The 19672-nt window shown below is 62.7% G+C and carries 19 protein-coding genes; 15 read left to right on the top strand and 4 right to left on the bottom strand.

The window, feature by feature from the left end:
- Window positions 1-75: 75 nt before the first annotated feature.
- Window positions 76-969 carry a DMT family transporter gene (locus V1286_RS18145; protein WP_334481445.1) on the top strand — a complete coding sequence of 298 codons (894 nt, stop codon included), beginning with the start codon at window positions 76-78 and terminating at the stop codon, window positions 967-969.
- Between the two features lie 103 nt (window positions 970-1072).
- On the opposite strand, the gene V1286_RS18140 is transcribed toward V1286_RS18145, so the two are convergent.
- The 4 genes from V1286_RS18140 to gntR all read right to left on the bottom strand — a co-directional run bounded on the left by V1286_RS18140 (window position 1073) and on the right by gntR (window position 5750).
- The gene (locus V1286_RS18140; RefSeq protein WP_334481443.1) at window positions 1073-1819 is read right to left on the bottom strand and encodes an SDR family NAD(P)-dependent oxidoreductase; all 747 of its coding nucleotides are present in this window, start codon (window positions 1817-1819) and stop codon (window positions 1073-1075) included.
- A gap of 16 nt (window positions 1820-1835) precedes the next feature.
- Window positions 1836-2570 carry an SDR family oxidoreductase gene (locus V1286_RS18135; protein ID WP_334481441.1) on the bottom strand — a complete coding sequence of 245 codons (735 nt, stop codon included), beginning with the start codon at window positions 2568-2570 and terminating at the stop codon, window positions 1836-1838.
- 146 nt (window positions 2571-2716) lie between these two features.
- Complete coding sequence (locus V1286_RS18130; RefSeq protein ID WP_334481439.1) at window positions 2717-4537, bottom strand: IlvD/Edd family dehydratase; 1821 nt, start codon at window positions 4535-4537, stop codon at window positions 2717-2719.
- 181 nt (window positions 4538-4718) lie between these two features.
- The gene (gene gntR / locus V1286_RS18125) at window positions 4719-5750 is read right to left on the bottom strand and encodes an HTH-type transcriptional regulator GntR (RefSeq protein WP_334481437.1); all 1032 of its coding nucleotides are present in this window, start codon (window positions 5748-5750) and stop codon (window positions 4719-4721) included.
- Window positions 5751-5942: 192 nt separating this feature from the next.
- Between gntR and V1286_RS18120 the strand changes: the two genes are divergently transcribed.
- The 14 genes from V1286_RS18120 (at window position 5943) to V1286_RS18055 (ending at window position 19649) form a co-directional block, all read left to right on the top strand.
- Window positions 5943-7010 (top strand): ABC transporter ATP-binding protein, encoded by a 1068-nt coding sequence (locus tag V1286_RS18120; protein ID WP_334481436.1) that lies wholly within the window; start codon window positions 5943-5945, stop codon window positions 7008-7010.
- 40 nt (window positions 7011-7050) lie between these two features.
- Window positions 7051-8370 (top strand): ABC transporter substrate-binding protein, encoded by a 1320-nt coding sequence (locus tag V1286_RS18115; protein ID WP_334481435.1) that lies wholly within the window; start codon window positions 7051-7053, stop codon window positions 8368-8370.
- A gap of 66 nt (window positions 8371-8436) precedes the next feature.
- Window positions 8437-9396 (top strand): carbohydrate ABC transporter permease, encoded by a 960-nt coding sequence (locus V1286_RS18110; RefSeq protein WP_334481433.1) that lies wholly within the window; start codon window positions 8437-8439, stop codon window positions 9394-9396.
- A complete protein-coding gene (locus V1286_RS18105; RefSeq protein WP_108513661.1) occupies window positions 9389-10324 on the top strand; it encodes a carbohydrate ABC transporter permease in 936 nt (311 codons plus the stop codon). The genes V1286_RS18110 and V1286_RS18105 overlap by 8 nt, the downstream gene beginning before the upstream one ends.
- 48 nt (window positions 10325-10372) lie before the next feature.
- Window positions 10373-11359, top strand: a complete 987-nt coding sequence (denD, locus tag V1286_RS18100; protein ID WP_334481428.1) for a D-erythronate dehydrogenase — start codon at window positions 10373-10375, stop codon at window positions 11357-11359.
- Window positions 11360-11392: 33 nt separating this feature from the next.
- Window positions 11393-12337, top strand: a complete 945-nt coding sequence (locus V1286_RS18095; protein WP_334481426.1) for a sugar kinase — start codon at window positions 11393-11395, stop codon at window positions 12335-12337.
- Window positions 12334-12984, top strand: a complete 651-nt coding sequence (gene eda, locus V1286_RS18090; protein WP_334481424.1) for a bifunctional 4-hydroxy-2-oxoglutarate aldolase/2-dehydro-3-deoxy-phosphogluconate aldolase — start codon at window positions 12334-12336, stop codon at window positions 12982-12984. Before V1286_RS18095 ends, eda begins: the two co-directional genes overlap by 4 nt.
- A 55-nt stretch (window positions 12985-13039) precedes the next feature.
- Window positions 13040-14209: an acetyl-CoA acetyltransferase gene (locus V1286_RS18085; protein WP_334481423.1), complete on the top strand. Its 1170-nt coding sequence runs from the start codon at window positions 13040-13042 to the stop codon at window positions 14207-14209.
- A 124-nt stretch (window positions 14210-14333) separates the two neighbouring features.
- The gene (locus V1286_RS18080; protein ID WP_334481421.1) at window positions 14334-14534 is read left to right on the top strand and encodes a hypothetical protein; all 201 of its coding nucleotides are present in this window, start codon (window positions 14334-14336) and stop codon (window positions 14532-14534) included.
- A gap of 176 nt (window positions 14535-14710) precedes the next feature.
- On the top strand, window positions 14711-15913 hold the full coding sequence (locus V1286_RS18075) for a CaiB/BaiF CoA transferase family protein (protein WP_334481419.1): 1203 nt from the start codon (window positions 14711-14713) through the stop codon (window positions 15911-15913).
- A gap of 10 nt (window positions 15914-15923) precedes the next feature.
- Window positions 15924-17090 (top strand): acyl-CoA dehydrogenase family protein, encoded by a 1167-nt coding sequence (locus V1286_RS18070; RefSeq protein WP_334481417.1) that lies wholly within the window; start codon window positions 15924-15926, stop codon window positions 17088-17090.
- Between the two features lie 12 nt (window positions 17091-17102).
- Window positions 17103-18239, top strand: coding sequence for a thiolase family protein (locus V1286_RS18065; RefSeq protein WP_334481416.1), 1137 nt, complete (start codon window positions 17103-17105; stop codon window positions 18237-18239).
- Window positions 18236-18595, top strand: a complete 360-nt coding sequence (locus V1286_RS18060; RefSeq protein ID WP_334481415.1) for a Zn-ribbon domain-containing OB-fold protein — start codon at window positions 18236-18238, stop codon at window positions 18593-18595. The genes V1286_RS18065 and V1286_RS18060 overlap by 4 nt, the downstream gene beginning before the upstream one ends.
- Window positions 18596-19121: 526 nt before the next feature.
- Window positions 19122-19649, top strand: coding sequence for a carboxymuconolactone decarboxylase family protein (locus V1286_RS18055; RefSeq protein ID WP_334481413.1), 528 nt, complete (start codon window positions 19122-19124; stop codon window positions 19647-19649).
- Window positions 19650-19672: the final 23 nt, after the last annotated feature.

Below are 19672 nucleotides of genomic sequence, written 5' to 3'. Positions count from 1 at the left end.
CCTCTATCATGGAAATGCCATTCCTTGATTACTAGTCCTTCCCTACCTTGCCTGCAAGCTGCAAGGGGGAAATACATGAACGAGGCGTGGGGTGTGCTGGCGGCGGTCCTGTCGAGCGGTCTGGGCGGAACTTCGGTTGCGGCAACCCGCTATCTGGTGAATGCGATCGATCCGCTGGCGATCGGTTCGTTCCGGTTCGGAATCGGGTTTCTGCTGTTGTTGCCGGCGGCGCTTCTGCAGGGCGGCCGGTGGCCACCGCGCCGCGACTGGTCGGGCGTCGCCGGATTGGGTGTACTGTACTTCGCGCTGTTCCCGATCCTGTTCAATGCGTCTCTGATTTTCACGACGGCGGCGCGGGGGGCGCTCGCCTTGTCGACGCTTCCGCTGCTGACGATGGTCGTGGGGGCGCTGCTCGGCAGCGAGGCCCTTACGGCGCGCAAATCGATCGGTGTCGTGATCGCAACGCTTGGAGTTGCCCTGGCTCTTCTGTCGGGTCTTGCTTCCGCGCCGCCGGCAGCCTGGCGCGGCGATCTCCTGATGATCGCGGCAGCCCTCTGCATGGCGCTCTACAGCATCTGGTCCAAGCCGTTCATCGCCCGCTCCGGGCCTATTCCCTTCACGACGGTGTCCATGGGAGTCGGGGCTTTGTGCCTTGTCCTGATCTCGCACTCGCGCGGCAGCTTTACGCCCGTTGCGGCTTTCGAGATCCCGCATTGGCTCACGGCCCTCTATCTCGGCGCCTTCGGCAGCGCGCTGACGTTTTATCTATGGGCATTCGCGCTGGCGCGCACCACGCCGACCCGCGTCGCGATCTCGGTCACCGTCAATCCGATCACCGCGTCGCTCGTGGGCGCGGCATTGCTGGACGAACCGCTTCGCTGGAATTTGGTTGGCGGCATCGTGACCGTCTTCGCCGGCATCTGGATCGCGACCACCGCAGGCCGGCGCCCTGCGCCGGCCGGTCCATGATCGCGAGCGCCGAATGTCCGGAGCCCGTTCTACTTTGCATGGGGTTGTTTTGCGATTTTTTGTCTGGCCATGCGGGGTGCCGCTCCACCGCATCCCGCTCCAGCTAGTAGGTCGCCCGGCCGCCGGAAATGTCGAATACGGCCCCGGTGGAGAAGGCGCAGTCTTCCGACGCGAGCCACGCGACCATCGCCGCGAGCTCTTCGACGAGGACGAAACGCCCCTTCGGAATTTTCGACAGCATGAAATCGATGTGCTGCTGCGTGAGCTGGTCGAAGATCGCGGTTTTCGCCGCAGCGGGTGTCACCGCGTTGACCAGGATGTCGTGCTGCGCGAGTTCCTTGCCGAGCGACTTGGTCAGCGCGATCAGGCCGGCCTTCGAGGCCGAATAATGCGCGGCGTTGGGGTTGCCCTCCTTGCCGGCGATGGAGGCGATGTTGACGATGCGGCCGTATTTTTGCGCGAGCATCGCCGGCACCACCGCCTTGCAGCAGATGAAGGGGCCGTCGAGATTGATACGTAGCACCTTGCGCCATTCGTCGAGGTCGGTCTCCCACACCGTCTTGTTGATGCCGGCGATGCCGGCATTGTTGACGAGGACGTCGATCTTGCCGAGCGCCTTCAACGTTTCGTCGCGGGCCTTCTCGACCGCGGCGACGTCGGAGACGTCGACCTTGAAGGCCGAGACGGCCGCGCCGATTTCCCTGGCGGTCTTTTCCGCAAACGGCAGGTCGTGATCCCAGATCGCGACCTTCGCGCCGGATGCGACGAAGCGCTCGGTGATCGCGCGGCCAAAACCCTGCGCCCCGCCGGTAACGACGGCGCAACGGCCGTTGAGGTCGATCTTGTTCATGGGGATTTCTCCTGCGTTACAGCGTCCAGCCGCCGTCGATGACGTGCGCGACGCCAGTCGTGAACGCGCTTTCGTCGCTGGCGAGATAGACGGCAAGCGAAGCGATTTCCTCGGCCGTGCCGAGCCGTCCCATCGGCTGCCGCGAGATGAACATCTCGCGGCCGTTGGGGCCTGCGGCGGCGGCGCGGTCCAGCATCGAGGGCGTCTCGATGGTGCCGGGGCAGATGCAATTACATCGTACGCCCTTGCCGACGAAGTCGACGGCAACCGAACGCGTCAACGCGGCGACGGCGGCCTTGGTCGCGCCGTAGACGTAGCGGTTCGGCGCGGCCTTGAACACGCCGGCGGCGGAGGAGATGTTCACGATCGCGCCGCAGCCTTGTTCCAGCATCCCCGGCAGGAATGCGCGGATCGTGCGGTGCATCGACTTGACGTTGAGGTCGAACGAAAAATCCCAGTCTTCGTCGGAGCAATCCAGCACAGTACCGTGATGCACGAAGCCGGCGGCGTTGAGCAGGATGTCGGTGTTGCCGGCGCGCCTGGCCATGGCGGCGACCGCTGCGCTGTCGCGGGCATCGAGCCTGGCCACTTCCGCGATTCCTTCGCCCTTGAGCGCTTCGAGCTTGGCCTCGTCGATGTCGGTGGCGAACACCGTCGCCCCTTCACGCGCAAAAGCCAGCGCACAGGCGCGGCCGATCCCGACGGCGGCGGCGGTGACGAAGGCGCGCTTGCCCTTCAGGCGGTCTGACATTTTTTCTTCTCCTTATCCTTTGGTCATTGCGAGGAGCGAAGCGACGAAGCAATCCATCTATCCCCGCGTGGAGAGGTGGATTGCTTCCGCCTTCGTTCGTTGAGCTACGGCGGACAAGTCGCTGCGCTCGCAATGACGGCGATCAGCTAATGATTATCCCGCGCCACGCCGACCGTGCCCGCAATATTTTGATAGCGCGTGGCGAGCTCCATGCAGGCGCCGGTGGCCTGCTGGCCGACGGTCGAGCGATACACCTCCTGCCACGGCGTCTGGTTGGCTGGGTAGGGGAAGCCGCCCTTGTCCTTCAGCTCGGCGCGACGTTTCTTCAATTCATCGCTCGTGATCAGGATGTTGGCGTCGCCCTTATTGAGGTCGATGCGAACCTTGTCGCCGGTCCGCAAGATCGCGAGCCCGCCATCGGCGGCAGCCTCCGGCGAAGCGTTGAGGATCGACGGTGAACCCGAAGTGCCGGACTGCCTTCCGTCGCCGATGCACGGCAGCGAGAGGATACCGCGTTTGATCAGCGCCGCCGGCGGCTGCATGTTCACCACCTCGGCGCCGCCGGGATAGCCGATCGGCCCGGCGCCGCGGATGAACAGCACGCAGTGCTCGTCGATGTTGAGCGAGGGATCGTCGATCCGGTCGTGATAATCCTCAGGCCCCTCGAACACGATGGCGCGGCCTTCGAATGCATTCGGGTCTTTGGGATTGATCAAATAGCGGTCGCGGAATTCCTTCGAGATCACGCTGGTCTTCATGATCGCGGAATCGAACAGATTGCCGCGCAACACCAGGAAGCCGGCGTCCTTCACCAGCGGCTTGTCATAGCTCCAGATCACGTCGCCATCGGGCTTGGCCGCCTCGCGGCAGTTCTCGCCCATGGTGCGGCCGTTGACCGTCACCGCGTCTTCATGGATGCGCTTGTGCGCCATCAATTCGCGCACCACCGCCGGCACGCCGCCGGCGCGATGATATTCCTCGCCGAGATAGAAGCCGGCCGGCTGCATGTTCACCAAGAGCGGGATGTCGTGGCCGTGCTTCTGCCAGTCGTCGATCGAGAGCTCGACGCCGATGTGCCGCGCCAGCGCGTTGATGTGGATCGGAGCATTGGTCGAACCGCCGATCGCCGAATTCACCACGATGCAGTTCTCGAACGCCTTGCGCGTCAGGATGTCGGAGGGTTTGAGATCCTCCCAGACCATTTCGACGATCCGTTTTCCCGTCTCATAGGCGATCTGGCCGCGCTCGCGATAGGGCGCGGGGATCGCCGCGCAGCCCGGCAGCGACATGCCGAGCGCTTCGGCGAGCGAGTTCATGGTCGAGGCGGTGCCCATCGTGTTGCAGTGGCCGACCGAGGGGGCCGAGGACGCCACGATTTCGATGAACTCGTTGTAGTCGATCTCGCCGGCGGCGAGCCGTTCGCGTTGCTTCCAGACGATGGTGCCGGATCCGGTGCGCTCACCGTTGAACCAGCCGTTCAGCATCGGTCCACCGGAAAGCACGATCGCGGGCAGATTGACAGTCGCCGCTGCCATCAGGCAGGCCGGCGTCGTCTTGTCGCAACCGGTGGTCAGTACAACGCCATCGAGCGGATAGCCGAACAGGATTTCAACCAGGCCGAGATAGGCGAGGTTGCGGTCGAGCGCCGCGGTCGGGCGCTTTCCGGTTTCCTGGATCGGATGCATCGGGAATTCCATCGCGATGCCGCCGGCGGCGCGAATGCCTTCGCGTACCCGGTGCGCTAGTTCGAGATGATGCCGATTGCATGGCGACAGGTCGTTGCCGGTCTGAGCGATGCCGATGATCGGCTTGCCGGATTGCAATTCCTCTCGGGTCAGGCCGTAGTTCAGGTACCGCTCGAGATAGAGCGCGGTCATGCCCGGATTATGCGGATTGTCGAACCATTCGAGGGAACGTAGCCTCCGGCCTTTGCCATTGGTGGCAGTTTTGTCGTCTTTGCTTTTCACTGGTTCCTCCCGCACTGCAAACTCGTGGACGGCTTAAGTCACGGCAGCGATGCACCATGCCAAGAATTTCATCCGCTGCAACGCGCATGCCTTCTCCCGCCTGAGCCACCCGATCCTAGTTCGGTCCAAAAGATAGCGCTACCATTTTCTGTTTGCGCTCGACCCACGCCGGAGACGGCGATCAAGCACTTTGCGGTGTCGAACTCTCGCGGACCATCAATTGAAAACCAAGGTCGATAACCGGCTCCCGCGGGCGACGGCCCTCGATCGCGTCGATTACCATCGTGACGGCGTGCCGGCCCATTTCGTAGCGGTTGGTGCGCACGCTGGTAAGCGAGGGGACCGCAGACGCCGTGAATTCCAGATCGTTGAAGCCGACAATGGCCAAATCGCCGGGAACCGACATTTGCCGGCGCCGGCATTCGAACAGGACGCCGAGCGCGAGGTCGTCGTTGACGCAGAAGACCGCGTCGATGTCGGACGTCCGGGCAAGGAGATCGGCGAACAAAGTTCCGCCGAGCGTGACGGTGGTTGGTACCGACGTGGTGACGATGAGGTTCGGATCGAACAGCGAGGCCCCCTTCATGGCATCACGATACCCTTCGAACCGCCGCTGCACGCGAGGGTCCATTCGCGCGCCGAGAAATCCGATACGGCGGTATCCTTGCTCGAGCATGTGCGAAATTGCCGCAAAAGCCGCGTCGTAATGCGAGAAGCCGACCATCATGTCCACAGGACTGTCGCCGATCTCCATGATCTGCGTGACCGGGCAATTCATGGACTCCAGGATCGTGCGCGATTCCGCAGTCTGGTTGATGCCGGTGACGATCAATCCCGCGGGCTTCTGCGCCCGGAACAGGCGCAGCAGCTTTTCCTCCTGCAGAATGCTGTAGCGGGTATTGGCGAGCTGGATGGTGTAGCGGCTGCCTTCGGAAGAATCGTAGATGCCGCGCAATACGTCGGCGAACACGTTGTTGGTGAGGGAAGGGATGACGACGCCGATGACTTCGGTGCGGTGCGAGGCCAGCGCACGCGCGGCGAGATTGGGCACGTAACCCAGTTCCTTCACGGCGCTATCGACGCGTTCCCGCTTGCTTAATGACAGCGCTTCTGGATTCCTGAAAAAACGCGATGCCGTGATTGGGCTGACGCCAGCGAGCTTGGCGACCTCGGTGAGGCGGATTTTACCAGACTTTGTCTGTTTTCGTCCCATCTTGCGCTCATATCACATCAGATTGGACGTTTGAACAATTATTGACAGCGCTACCATCGGATTGCTAAAAACCGCCAAACTGCGGATGATGATGCCCGTTTAATTCGGCTTCCGGCATTAGAGTCGAAAAGACAGCATGGCGCCGCCGCCAACCTGTGGCGCCAGAAAACAGAACATGAGGGAGAGAGTTCGATGTCGTCGGTACAGATTCGCGACGTGCGGAAGTCGTTCGGTAACTTTGAGGTTTTGCACGGCGTATCGATTCCGATCGATGATGGCGAGTTCGTCGTGCTCGTCGGTCCCTCCGGCTGTGGCAAGTCGACCTTGTTGCGGATGCTCGCCGGCCTCGAAAACATCACCTCGGGAACCATTTCGATCGGCGATCGCGTCGTCAACAATGTCCAGCCGAAAGAGCGCGACATTGCGATGGTGTTCCAGAACTACGCGCTCTATCCGCACATGACCGTCGCCGACAACATGGGCTTCTCGCTCAAGCTGCGCGGCGCGAGTGCCGATGAGATCTCGAACGGCGTCAAGCGCGCCGCGGAAATCCTGGCGCTGACGCCGCTGCTCGAGCGCTATCCCCGGCAATTGTCGGGCGGTCAGCGCCAGCGCGTCGCCATGGGCCGCGCCATCGTGCGCGATCCGCAGGTGTTTTTGTTCGATGAGCCGCTTTCCAACCTCGACGCCAAGCTCCGCGTCGCGATGCGCACCGAAATCAAGGAACTGCACCAACGGCTGAAGACCACGACCGTCTATGTCACCCATGACCAGATCGAGGCCATGACCATGGCCGACAAGATCGTGGTGATGCATGACGGCGTCGTCGAACAGATGGGCACCCCGCTTGAGCTCTACGACACCCCGGCCAACCAGTTCGTGGCGGGCTTCATCGGCTCGCCGGCGATGAACTTCCTCAAGGGCCAGGTGAAGTCGAACGGCAGCGCCGGCTTTGAGGGGCCGAACGGCGTCAAGCTGCCGCTGGCGTCGGCACCGGCCAATTCGGAAGGGCGGCCCGCCGTTTATGGCGTCCGTCCCGAACATTTCACCATCGCCGATGACGGCGCCGAAGCCGAGATCGTCGTGGTCGAGCCGACTGGCTCGGAAACGCAAGTGTTCGCCAAGCTCGGCGGCGAGCAGGTCGTCGCCGTATTCCGCGAACGTCACCAATTCAACCCGGGCGACAAGGTCCGGCTGAAGCCAGACCCGGCACTCGTGCATCTGTTCGACGAGCAGACCGGGAAACGACTGAACGCCTAAAAATAAAAGTCAAAATTATAAATCAACGGGAGGATGGACCATGCAGGATTTTACCCGCCGCTCTCTGCTTCAGGGCGGCACCGCGCTGGCGGCGGCCGGCGCGCTGACCGGACCGGCATTGCTCGATTTTGCGAAGGCGTGGGCGCAAGCCTCGCCCTGGAAGGCAGAGCCCGGCGCCAAGCTCACTGTGATGCGCTGGAAGCGCTTCGTGCCGGCGGAGGACGACGCGTTCAACGCCATGGTCGCCGCGTTCAAGACCGCGACCGGCACCGAAATGAACGTGTTCTCGGAGTCGTTCGAGGACGTGCAGCCGAAGGCCTCCGTTGCCGCCAACACCGGCTCGGGTCTCGACCTTGCCTGGGGCCTGCACACGCTGCCGCAACTGTTCCCGGCGCAGGTGCTGCAGCTGAACGATGTCGCCGACTATCTCGGCAAGAAATACGGCGGCTGGACCGAAGCTGCGGCGGTCACCTGCAAGCAGGGCAACAACTGGCTCGGTATCCCGGTGGCGACCATCGGCGGCTACATGACCTACCGCAAATCGTCGGTGGAAAAAGCCGGTTTCAAGGATTTCCCGAAGGACTTCCCGGGCTTCCTCGAAATGTGCAAGGCGCTGAAGAAGAACAACACGCCGGCCGGTTTCCCGCTGGGCCACGCCTCGGGCGACGCCAACGCCTGGCTGCACTGGATCCTGTGGGGCCATGGAGCCTACACCGTCGACAAGGACAACAAGGTCATCATCAACTCGCCCGAGACGGTAAAGGCGCTCGAATACTGCAAAGCACTGTCCGAGACCTTCATTCCCGGCGTCGCGTCGTGGAACGATTCGTCGAACAACAAGGCGTTTCTGTCGGGCGAACTGCATTGCACCGCCAACGGCATCTCGATCTATGTCGCGGCCAAGGACGATCCGACCAAGAAGGAACTCACCGAAGACACGTATCATGCGCTGTGGCCGGTCGGCCCGATCGGGAAGCCGACCGAACTGCAGCTCTGCGTTCCGATCCTGGCGTTCAAGTTCACCAAATATCCGAACGCCGCGAAGGCCTTCATCGCCTTCATGCTCGAGAAGGAAAATTACGACAAGTGGCTGATGGGCGCGCGCGGGTATCTTACCCACACGCTCAATGCCTACGATAACTCGCCGGTCTGGACCGCGGATCCGAAGAACCAGGTGTTCAGCCAAGCCAGCAAGCGCGCGTTGCCTGCGTCCGGCATCGGTACGCCAGGCGAGAAGGCGGCAACCGCGATCGCCGACTTCCTGGTGGTCGACATGTTCGCCAACTACGCCACCGGCGCCAAGGATGCCAAGACGGCGATCGCGGAAACCGAGCGTCAGTTGAAGCGCATCTATCGCTAATAAGAACTGGAGCGGATGGCGGGTGACCGCCGTCCGCTCCATTCATTTTCAATCGGGACATCGCCCATGGCTGACATCGCAATCGCGCCACGACGCGCCAAGACGGAGATCCGCGAGGCCAACGCGTGGGACCAGCTCAAGCACAACCGCAACTGGCTGGGCTTCTGGTTCATGGTGCCGGCGCTGGCGTTCCTGATCTTCTTCCTGGCCTATCCGCTGGGCCTCGGCATCTGGCTTTCGTTCACCGACACCCGCATCGGTCGCGTCGGGGCATATGTCGGGACCGAAAACTACGAGTGGCTGTGGGATGACGCCATCTTCTGGCTGTCGGTGTTCAACACGCTTTTGTACACGTTCGTCGCAAGCGCCATCAAATTCGGCATCGGACTCTATCTGGCGCTGCTGCTAAACGAGAACATGCCATTCAAGGCGATGCTGCGCGCGCTGGTGCTGATCCCCTTCATCGTACCGACCGTGCTGTCGGCGCTGGCGTTCTGGTGGATATTCGATTCGCAATTCTCGATCATCTCGTGGTCCTTGAAGCAGATGGGCCTGATCACGCAGAACATCAATTTTCTCGGCGATACCACCTGGGCCCGGATCTGCGTGATCTTCGCCAATATCTGGCGCGGCGTTCCCTTTGTCGCGATCACGCTGCTGGCGGGCCTGCAGACGGTGTCGCCATCGCTTTACGAGGCGGCGATCCTCGATGGCGCGACCAGCTGGCAACGATTCCGGTTCATCACCTATCCGCTGCTGACTCCGATCATCGCTGTCGTGATGACCTTCTCGGTGCTGTTCACCTTCACCGACTTCCAGCTGATCTGGGCGATGACGCGGGGCGGCCCGGTCAATGCCACCCATCTGATGGCGACCTTGTCGTACCAGCGCGCGATCATCGCCGGTCAGTTGGGCGAGGGAGCGGCGATCTCGAGCGCAATGATCCCGTTCCTGCTCGCCGCGATCATGGTCTCCTGGTTCGGGCTGCAACGCCGCAAGTGGCAGCAAGGAGAAAGCAATGACTGATCTCCCCACCTCGCGGATCGATCTCAAGGCCGTGCTGCATAGCTCGGCGCCGACAGTTGCGATGGACGACCACAGCGAGGGCATGAGCTATTTGCAGTCGGTGCCGCGCCGGCTGGTGACGCTCTATCTGCCGCTGTCGATTATCGTGATCGTCCTGCTGTTCCCGTTCTACTGGATGGGGCTGACGGCGATCAAACCGGACGAGCAACTGCTCGACCTCGACAAGTTCAACCCGTTCTGGACCTGGAATCCGACCCTCAAGCACTTTTACAAGCTCCTGTTCGAAAGCCACTATCCGATGTGGCTCTGGAACACGATGTATGTCGCGGTTTGCGCCACCATCCTCTCGATTATCGCCAGCGTGCTTGCGGCCTATGCCATCGTGCGCCTGCGCTACAAGGGCGCCAATCTGGTCGGCGGTCTGATCTTCCTGGCCTATCTGGTGCCGCCGTCGATCCTGTTTATTCCGCTCGCCACCGTCGTGTTCCAGTATGGGCTGTTCGACTCGCCGATGGCGCTGATCCTGACTTATCCGACCATCCTGATCCCGTTCTCGACCTGGCTGTTGATGGGTTACTTCAAGACCATCCCGTTCGAGCTGGAAGAATGCGCGCTGATCGACGGCGCCAGCCGCTGGCAGATCCTGATCAAGATCGTGCTGCCGCTGGCGATCCCCGGCCTGATTTCGGCGTTCATCTTCTGCTTCACGCTGTGCTGGAACGAGTTCATCTATGCGCTCACCTTCCTGCAATCGACCTCCAACAAGACGGTGCCGGTCGCGATCGTCAACGAATTCGTCGACGGTGATATCTATCGATGGGGCTCGCTGATGGCGGGCGCGCTGGCCGGCTCGCTGCCGCTGGTCATCCTTTACGCGTTCTTCGTCGAGCATTATGTGTCGGCCATGACGGGAGCCGTGAAAGAGTGAGCGCTTGAGGCCCGTATCTGATAACAGGGTTCAAAAAGGAGACGGGTCTTGCACATTCTAATTCTTGGTGCCGCCGGCATGGTGGGCCGCAAGCTGACCGAGCGGCTGCTGCGTGACGGCCGCCTCGGCACGCACGACATCACCCGCATGACGTTGCAGGACGTGGTGGCGCCCGCCAAGCCCGCCAACGCCTCGATCCCGATTCAAGTCGTCGCTTCCGATTTTGCCGATCCCGGCGCGGCGGAACCGCTGATCGCCGATCGGCCCGATGTGATCTTTCATCTCGCCGCGATCGTCTCCGGCGAAGCCGAAGCGGAATTCGACAAGGGCTACCGGATCAATCTTGACGGCACGCGCTATCTGATCGACGCCATCCGCCACGCCGGCGGCGGCTACAAGCCGCGGCTGGTGTTCACGTCCTCGATCGCGGTGTTCGGCGCGCCGTTCCCGGAAAAGATCGGTGACGAATTCTTCCATACGCCGCTGACGAGCTACGGCACGCAAAAGTCGATCTGCGAACTCCTGATCAACGACTACACCCGCAAGGGCCTGCTCGACGGCATCTCGATCCGACTGCCCACGATCTGCGTGCGGCCGGGCAAGCCGAACAAGGCCGCTTCCGGCTTCTTCTCCAACATCATCCGCGAGCCGCTGGCGGGCGAGGAGGCCGTGCTGCCGGTCTCCGAGGACGTGCGGCACTGGCACGCCTCGCCGAAATCGGCGGTCGGCTTTCTGGTCCACGCCGGCACCATGGACCTCGATGCGATGGGGCCGCGGCGTAACCTGAGCATGCCCGGCATGTCGGTGACCGTCGGCGAACAGATCGCAGCACTGGATCGCGTCGCCGGTAAGAACGTCACCGCGCGCATCAAGCGGGTACCCGATCCGACCATCATCGGCATCGTCTCTGGCTGGCCGCGCGACTTCGTCGCCGACCGCGCGCTCAAGCTCGGCTTCACCACCGCCGAGAAGACGTTTGACGACATCATCCGGATCCACATCGAGGATGAACTCGGCGGCAAATTCGCGGTGTGAGGTGATCTCGCGCTCATTCGCATGGATGCGGTCATGAGCAAGGTAGCCTGCATCGGCGAGTGCATGGTCGAGTTGAAGCAGGCGGACGGCGGCCTGTTCTCGCGCGGCTATGGCGGCGACACGCTCAATACCGCCGTCTATCTCGCCCGGCTCGGCGTCGGCGCCGATTACATCACCGCACTTGGCGACGACAGCCTTAGCGAGGAAATGGTCGCCGGCTGGGCGGCGGAGGGGATCGGGACCAGGCGGGTAGTGCGGCTGCCGGGCAAGCTTCCGGGTCTCTACATGATCCAGACCGACGCCAAGGGTGAGCGGCGGTTCTTCCACTGGCGCGACAGCGCGGCGGCGCGCAGCCTGATGGATTTGCCGGAGACGCCGGAGATCCTCGATGCGCTCGCTGGCTATGACGTGGTCTATCTCTCGGCGATCACACTCTCACTGTATGGCGCGGAGGGAAGGGCGCGTCTGTTCGAGGCGCTGAGACGGGCGCGCGAAAATGGCGCACGTTTCGCTTTCGATACCAACTTCCGTGCCCGTGGCTGGCCCGATCTCGACGTTGCGCGCGCCGTTTTTCGGGAGGCCTTCGCCACGGCCGATATCGTGCTGGCTTCCACCGACGATCTGCTGCCGCTCTATCCGGACGTAACCAACGAAGCCTTGCTGGCGCGGGTTCCAGGCGCCGAGGTGGTGTTGAAGCTTTCTGAGCCGGCGAGCATCCTGCGTCTGGGAGGCGTTTCTTATCCGATCAAGGCCAGGCCGGTGGAGGCGCCGGTCGTCGATACCACGGCAGCCGGCGACAGCTTCGCTGCCGCCTACGTGGCCGCGCGCCTCGTGGGCGCGGATCCGCTAGAAGCCGCGCGGGCGGGGCATCGTCTGGCCGGCGTTGTGGTATGTCACCCCGGGGCGATCATCCCGCGCGCGGCGATGCCGTCCGGCCTCGTCTCGAACCACGTCAATTCTCGCAAGGCACCGCCATGACCGCAGCCACCAGGCAGGAACAACTCGCCGCCATCTTCAAGTCCGCCACGGTGATCCCCGTCCTCACCATCGAACGGCTGGAAGATGCCGTGCCGCTGGCCCGCGCGCTGGTTGCAGGTGGTGTGCGCGTGCTGGAAGTCACCCTGCGGACGACGGTGGCTGTCGAGGCCGCCAAGGCCATGATCGCGGAGGTGCCGGAAGCCATTGTCGGCATCGGCACGATCCTGAACGCCGACGATCTGGCGAGGGCGAGGGCGCTCGGCGCCAAATTCGGCATCAGCCCCGGCGCGACGCCTGAGCTCTTGAAGGCCGCCGCCGCAAGCGACCTGCCGTTCGCGCCGGGGATCGCGACCGCCTCCGAGCTGATGCAGGCGCTGGCGTCCGGCTTCGATCTCGTGAAATTCTTTCCCGCCGAGCAGGCCGGCGGTATCAAGGCACTTCGGGCGCTGGCCGGGCCGTTTCCGAATATCAGGGTCTGCCCGACCGGCGGCATCGGGGAAGCCAATGCAGCGTCCTGGCTGGCCGAGCCGAATGTGGTGGCGGTGGGTGGTTCCTGGCTCTGCCCGGCCGCCGATATCCGGTCCGGCAACTGGGCCGGCATAACCGCCATGTGCACGCGGGCCCTGAAATCCCTGAAACCGGCGTGAAGTCTTTTTCCCAATAGGGTACAAAGGCTTCAGAACCGAAACAGGGAGAACGACCATGACTGCCAGCATCGTCGGATGGGCGCACACGCCATTCGGCAAGTTCGACGCGGAAACCGTCGAGAGCCTCGTGGTGAAGGTTGCGACCGATGCGCTGGCGGATGCCGGCATTTCAGCCGAAGACGTCGACGAGATCGTGCTCGGGCATTTCAATGCCGGCTTCTCGCCGCAGGATTTTACGGCCTCGCTGGTGCTGCAGGCCGACCCCAAATTGCGCTTCAAGCCGACCACGCGGGTCGAAAACGCCTGCGCCACCGGTTCGGCGGCGGTACATCAGGGCATCCGGGCGATCGCTGCGGGCGCGGCCAGGATCGTGCTGGTGGTCGGCGTCGAGCAGATGACGCGGACCCCCTCGGCCGATATCGGGCGCTACCTCCTGAAGGCGTCCTATTTGCCTGAGGATGGCGACACCGTCGGCGGCTTTGCCGGCGTGTTCGGCAAGATCGCGCAAAGCTATTTCCAGAAATATGGCGACCAGTCGGACGCGCTGGCGATGATCGCGGCCAAGAACCACAAGAACGGCGTCGCCAACCCCTATGCGCAGCTGCGCAAGGATTTTGGCTTTGAATTCTGCCGCGCCGAGAGCGAGAAGAACCCGTACGTCGCAGGTCCCCTGAAGCGCACCGACTGTTCGCTGGTGTCCGACGGCGCGGCGGCGCTGGTACTGACGGATTTGGAAACCGCAAAGACCATGGGCAAGGCGGTGAACTTCCGCGCCACCGCGCACGCGCAGGATTTCCTGCCGATGTCCAAGCGCGACATCCTGCAGTTCGAAGGCTGCACCGTTGCCTGGCAGCGCGCGCTGGCGCAGGCCGGGGTGCAGCTCTCCGACCTCTCCTTTGTCGAAACCCATGACTGCTTCACCGTCGCCGAGCTGATCGAATATGAAGCGATGGGCCTGACGCCGCGCGGGCAGGGCGCCCGCGCCATCAAGGAAGGCTGGACCCAGAAGGACGGCAAGCTGCCGGTCAATCCGTCCGGCGGGTTGAAGGCCAAGGGCCATCCGATCGGCGCCACCGGCGTCTCCATGCACGTGATGAGCGCGATGCAGCTCGTCGGCCAAGCGCCCGAGGGTATGCAGCTCAAGAACCCCAGGCTCGCCGGCATCTTCAATATGGGCGGCGCGGCGGTGGCCAACTACGTCTCCGTGCTGGAGCCTGCGAAGTAGCCGAGAAACGTGCTATCGTAGGGTGGGCAAAGGCGCGCTAGCGCAGTGCCCACCATTAGTGCCGCGCGATGAGGGAGGTGGGCACGTTTCGCTTCGCCACCCTACAACTTCCGGAGCGTGCATCATGAGCAACGAAAGTTCGTTGTCATCGGCAGAACTGAATAACCGGATCAGGATTCTGGAAGACAACATCCGGCAGTTGATCGAACAGGCTGCCGCCGCCTCCGGCGAACGGAACGAAGCGCGTATCGCCGACCGCCTCAGCCAGCAGAATGAAGAGCTGGAGCGCCTGACCCGGGAGCGCGACGCCAGATCGAAGAAATAGCCGCCAACACCGCTCTATCGTTGTCCCTGCGTCCGTGCGCAATTGCGCACCAGGCAGGGACGACACCAGCTAGACTATTGTTTTCCAGCGCATACGCCCATACGCCGGGCGCGCTTGATCTTCCCAATCCGCTGCCGTTACTTGACCGGAACGACAATCCGGGAGCGAATTGAGCCATGGGACCATTGGAAGGCATCAAGGTCATCGACATGACGACCGTGCTGATGGGGCCCTATGCGACCCAGATGCTCGGCGATTACGGCGCCGACGTCGTCAAGGTGGAATCGCTCGATGGCGACGTGACGCGGCAAATCGGTCCGACCCGCCATCCCGGCATGGGGCCGGTGTTCCTCAACACCAATCGCAACAAGCGCTCAATTTGTCTCGATTTGAAGAAGCCCGCCGGGCGCGACGCCGTGCTGCGGCTGATCAAATCCGCCGACGTGCTGGTCTATAATGTGCGCCCGCAGGCGATGGCGCGGCTGAATCTCGGTTACGACGTGGTGTCTGAAATCAATCCGCGCCTGGTCTATGCCGGCGTGTTCGGCTTCGGCCAGGATGGGCCCTATGCGGCAAAGCCGGCCTATGACGATCTGATCCAGGGCGCGACGGCGTTGCCGGCGCTGATGGCGCAGACCGCCGACGGCGTGCCGCGCTATGTCCCGAATGCGCTGGTCGATCGCATTGTCGGGCTAACGGCGGTAGGCGCGATCTGCGCCAGCCTCGTCGACCGCGAGCGTACCGGCCGCGGCCAGCGTGTCGATATCCCGATGTTCGAAACCATGGCCGGTTTCGTGATGGGCGATCACATGGGCGGTCTCACCTATGAGCCGCCGCTCGACAAGGGCGGCTATGCCCGTCACCTGTCGCCGGACCGGCGGCCTTACAAGACCTCGGACGGCTATATCTGCGTGATCGTCTACAACGACAAGCAGTGGCAGAATTTCTTCGACGCAACGGGGCGTGACGATCTTCGCGTCCACCCGAAATTTGCAACCTTCGCCGGCCGCGCCGTCAATATCGACGCGGTTTATGCCGAACTGGCGCGCATCCTCGAGACCAAGACCACCGCCGAGTGGACCGCTATCCTCGAGAAGGCCGACGTGCCGGTCATGCCGATGCACGACCTCGAAAGCCTGCTCGGCGATCCCCACATCGTTGCGACCGATTTCTTCCCGGTCGTCGATCATCCGACCGAGGGCCGCATTCGCAACATGCGACCTTCGGCGCGATTTTCCGAAACGCCGGTTGAGACCAGGCGGCTGGCGCCCCGCCTGAGCGAGCACAGCGCGGAAGTCCTCCGCGACGCCGGTTTTTCGCCGGATGAGATCGCAGCCCTGGTGCGCGATGGCGTCACCAGGACCGCGTCAAACACGTAAGGACAGATAGATGGATTTCGCGCTGTCGGCCAATCAGGAATCGATCCGCGACGCGGTCGCAAAAGTCTGTTCGCGATTTGACGATGCCTATTGGCTGAAGAAGGACAAGGAGGGCGGTTACCCAGCCGACTTCCACCGCGCGCTGGCGGATGCCGGCTGGCTCGGCATCTGTATCCCCGAGGAATATGGCGGGTCAGGGCTCGGCATCACCGACGCCGCGATCATGATGCGGACGATTTCGGAATCCGGCGCGGGCATGTCCGGCGCTTCTGCCGTGCATATGAACGTGTTCGGGCTTAATCCCGTTGTCGTCTTTGGCACCAAGGAACAGTGCGCCCGCATGCTGCCGCCGATCATCGACGGCCGCGACAAGTCCTGCTTTGCGGTGACGGAGCCCAATACCGGGCTGAACACCACGCAGTTGAAAACCCGCGCGGTGCGCAAGGGCGACAAATATATCGTCAACGGCCAGAAGGTCTGGATTTCCACCGCCCAGGTCGCCAACAAGATCCTGCTGCTGGCGCGCACCACGCCGCTGGAAGAGGTGAAGACGCCGACGCAGGGCTTGAGCCTGTTCTACACCGACTTCGACAAGAAGCGCGTTACGGTGCACGAGATCGAGAAGATGGGCCGCAAGCCCGTCGACTCGAATGAACTGTTTTTCGAGAATTTCGAGATACCGGCAGAAGATCGCCTGGGCGAAGAGGGCCGTGGCTTCGAATATATCCTGCACGGCATGAATCCCGAGCGCATCCTGATTGCGGCGGAAGCGGTGGGCTTGGGCCAGATCGCGCTGTCGCGCGCCGCGGCCTACGCCAAGAACCGCATCGTGTTCAATCGCCCGATCGGTATGAATCAAGGTATCCAGCACCCGCTGGCGAAGAACTGGATGGAGCTGGAAGCCGCGTGGATGATGGTGCTGCGTGCAGGCTGGCAATACGACCAGGGCATGCCATGCGGCCCGGCCGCCAATGCCGCGAAATATCTTGCCGCCGAAGCCGGCTTCCACGCCTGCGAGCAGGCGGTCATGACGCACGGCGGCTTCGGTTACGCCAAGGAATATCACGTCGAGCGTTACCTGCGGGAATCCCTGATCCCGCGGATTGCGCCGATCAGTCCGCAGCTCATTCTTAGCTTCATTGCCGAGAAGGTGCTGGGTTTGCCGAAGTCGTATTAAGGCGGCACTGCCATGAGCTTCATCACCGGCGTCGGGCTGACGTCCTACGGCAAGCACGAAGGCTCGTCCTCGCTCGATCTGATGAGCAAGGCGGCCGTGTTTGCCATTGCGGATGCCGGGCTGAAGCGATCCGAGATCGACGGCATTCTCTGCGGCTATTCGACGGTGTCGCCACACATTATGCTGGCCACCGTGTTCGCCGAGCACTTTGGCATTCAACCATCCTATGCGCATGCGGTGCAGGTCGGCGGCGCCACAGGTCTCGCCATGACCATGCTGGCGCACCATCTGGTCGACGCCGGCGTGGCAAAACACGTGCTGGTGGTCGGCGGCGAAAATCGTCTCACCGGGCAGAGCCGCGATGCCTCGATCCAGGCGCTGGCACAGGTCGGCCATGCCGATTACGAGGTGACCCTGGGGCCGACGATCCCCGCCTATTACGGCCTCGTGGCGTCGCGCTACATGCACGAGTATGGCGTCACCCAGGAAGACCTCGCCGAATTCGCGGTGCTGATGCGCGCCCACGCTGTGACCCATCCTGGCGCGCAGTTCCACGAGCCGATCACCGTCGCCGACGTGATGGCCTCAAAGCCGGTGGCGATGCCGCTCAAGCTCTTGGATTGCTGCCCGGTGTCCGACGGCGGCGCGGCGTTCGTGGTCAGCCGCGAGCCGACCTCCGCGACCGGCATTCGCGTGCGCGGCTGTGCGCAGGCGCATACCCATCAGCATGTCACGGCAGCGCCGCGTTTGAGCGAACTCGGCGCCGAGATCGCGGTCGCCAAGGCAGAGGCCGCTTCCGGCGTCGCGATATCGGATGTGCGTTATGCCGCGGTCTATGACAGCTTCACCATCACGCTCGCTATGCTGCTGGAAGACCTCGGCCTTGCCGGGCGCGGCGAAGCGGCGGCGCGGGTGCGGGCAGGGCATTTCGGCCGCGACGGCGCGCTACCGCTCAACACCCATGGCGGGCTGTTGAGCTACGGGCATTGCGGCGTCGGTGGCGCGATGGCGCATCTGGTCGAGACGCATCTGCAGATGACGGAACGTGCCGGTTCCCGGCAGGTCCGCGATGCCTCGATCGCGCTCTTGCACGGCGATGGCGGCGTGCTGTCGTCGCATGTCAGCATGTTCCTGGAGCGGGTGCGATGAGCGACAAACTGGCGGACTGGACCAAGGGCGCCGAGGCCATCGTCTATCAATCCTGCGGTGCGTGCGGGAACGTGCAATATTTCCACCGCCGTTTCTGCGCCGCCTGCGGTGCGCCGGATCCGGTGGAGAAGCGTGCCGGTGGAACCGCGACGGTCTATGCGACGTCGCTGGTGTGCCGCGCCGCGACGCCGGAGACGCGCGCGCATGTTCCCTACAATATCGTGCTGGTCGATGCGGCGGAGGGCTTTCGCATGATGGCCCACGGCGACAACGATCTGGCGATCGGTGACAACGTCACCGCAAGCTATCGGCCGTTTGCTGGAAGGCTGGTCCCGTATTTCGAGAAGACGAGGTGAATGTCAGGCATCAATGCTCACGCTACGAAGCAACCCAGAACTACGCGGAACAGGTGAAAATCTGAGTGCTTCGACGCGTCAACATTCAATGCCAGTAGAACACGACGCTGGCGATAACGAGCATTGCTGTTACCGCCATCATCTGCGCAAGCGCTTCCGAGGCCGCCTTTTTGGTGGCTTCCTTCATGCCTAACTCCCTAGACTTGGGCATGAGTCATCAATGCCCGCGAAGGCTTGATGGCTCAGTTTGGTTTTACTCGGAACACCCCGCGACGAGTATTCGCTCTTTTGAGTCCCCACTCAGCGAATATCGACAGTCCTGAGAATCGACTAGCATTGAGGCGGCAATTTGGCTCGCTCGTAGCCGGTTTGTGCACGAGAGAGGGAGTTTTTTGGCGCGGCTCGAATGGCTTGGACGCAGGCCCGAACCTGCGTCGGCAGCATTTCGGCGGTTGATCGGCCTCCTGCTGCGGTGCATGATCCCTCTGTCAACAAATCAGAAAATCCCCAAACCCCAAGGTGATCAATGGCCCGCGTCGAATACAGCGATCCCGCCAAGCACAACGAGCGCACCCGCGAATTGCTGGGCAAAAACCGCAATGCCAACATCTTTCGTATGATGGCACATTCGCCGAGCTACCTCGAACAATACTGCCGGCTGGGTGGGGCCATCAGGCACAAGGGAGAGCTGGACCCGATCGTGCGCGAGCTCGCCATCACCCGCACCGGCATCCTGTGCGAGGCACCTTATGAAATCGTCGCCCACAAGCGGATCGGCAAGAACGTCGGCGTCACCGACGAGCAGAACGAGGCGCTGGAGAACTGGGAAGCGGCGACCTGCTTCAACGACGTACAACGCGCGGCGCTCGCCTTTACCGATGAAATCGTCCGGCGTCACAAACCAACGGACGCGACCTTCAACGCGATTGCCTCGAAACTGACGGCGGCCGCGCTCGTCGAACTGCAGCTCTCGGTCGGCTTCTACATCATGACGTCGAAGTTTCTGGAAACGTTTGCCATCGATCTGCAGCCGGTGACGGAAGTGGTCGGCTGATCGGCGGCTGTTCCGCGAACGAC

The organism is Bradyrhizobium algeriense (genome assembly GCF_036924595.1).
Lineage (GTDB): Bacteria > Pseudomonadota > Alphaproteobacteria > Rhizobiales > Xanthobacteraceae > Bradyrhizobium > Bradyrhizobium algeriense.
This window is presented reverse-complemented; position numbering and strand designations above follow the sequence as displayed.